The following is a 919-nucleotide window of genomic DNA, read 5'->3' as shown; positions in this document are numbered from 1 at the left end:
ATACTGGTAATGTTGGTGCTACCGGTGCTACTGGTGATAAAGGAGACAAAGGTGATACTGGTAATATTGGTGCAACTGGTGCTACTGGTGAAACAGGCGCTCAGGGTATAACTGGCGCTACTGGAGCCACTGGTGATAAAGGAGACAAGGGCGATACTGGTAATGTTGGCGCTACAGGAGCCACTGGTGATAAAGGAGACAAAGGAGACACTGGTAATATTGGTGCTACCGGTGCTACCGGTGAAACAGGCGCTCAGGGTATAACTGGTGCTACCGGTGCAACCGGAGATAAAGGAGACAAAGGTGATACTGGTAATGTTGGTGCTACCGGTGCTACTGGCGAAACAGGCGCTCAGGGTATAACTGGTGCTACAGGAGCAACCGGTGATAAAGGAGACAAAGGCGATACTGGTAATATTGGTGCTACCGGTGCTACTGGTGAAACAGGGGCTCAGGGTATAACTGGCGCTACTGGAGCCACTGGTGATAAAGGAGACAAAGGCGATACTGGTAATGTTGGGGCTACTGGTGCTACTGGAAATAACGGTATAGATGGTGCTACTGGCGCCACTGGTGATAAAGGTGACAAAGGTGATACTGGTAATGTTGGAGCTACTGGAGCTACAGGAAATAACGGTATAGACGGTGCCACTGGTGCAACAGGCGCTACTGGAGCTACAGGAAATAATGGTATAGACGGTGCTACTGGTGCAACAGGAGCTACTGGTGATAAAGGCGACAAAGGTGATACAGGTAATGTTGGAGCTACTGGCGCTACTGGAAATAATGGTATAGACGGTGCCACTGGTGCAACGGGTGCTACTGGCGCTACAGGAAATAACGGTACAGATGGCGCCACTGGTGCAACGGGAGCCACTGGAAATAATGGTATAGACGGTGCCACTGGTGCAACGGGAGC

1 protein-coding gene is annotated in these 919 nt (G+C 50.8%); it reads left to right on the top strand.

Annotated features, from left to right (window positions below; translation table 11 throughout):
- Positions 1–919, top strand: a 919-nt coding sequence (locus PKK00_05215; GenBank protein HNW97796.1) for an exosporium protein, incomplete at both ends; no start/stop codon positions are given.

It is taken from the genome of Bacteroidales bacterium (assembly GCA_035353855.1).
GTDB lineage: Bacteria > Bacteroidota > Bacteroidia > Bacteroidales > CG2-30-32-10 > DAOQAK01.
This window is presented reverse-complemented; position numbering and strand designations above follow the sequence as displayed.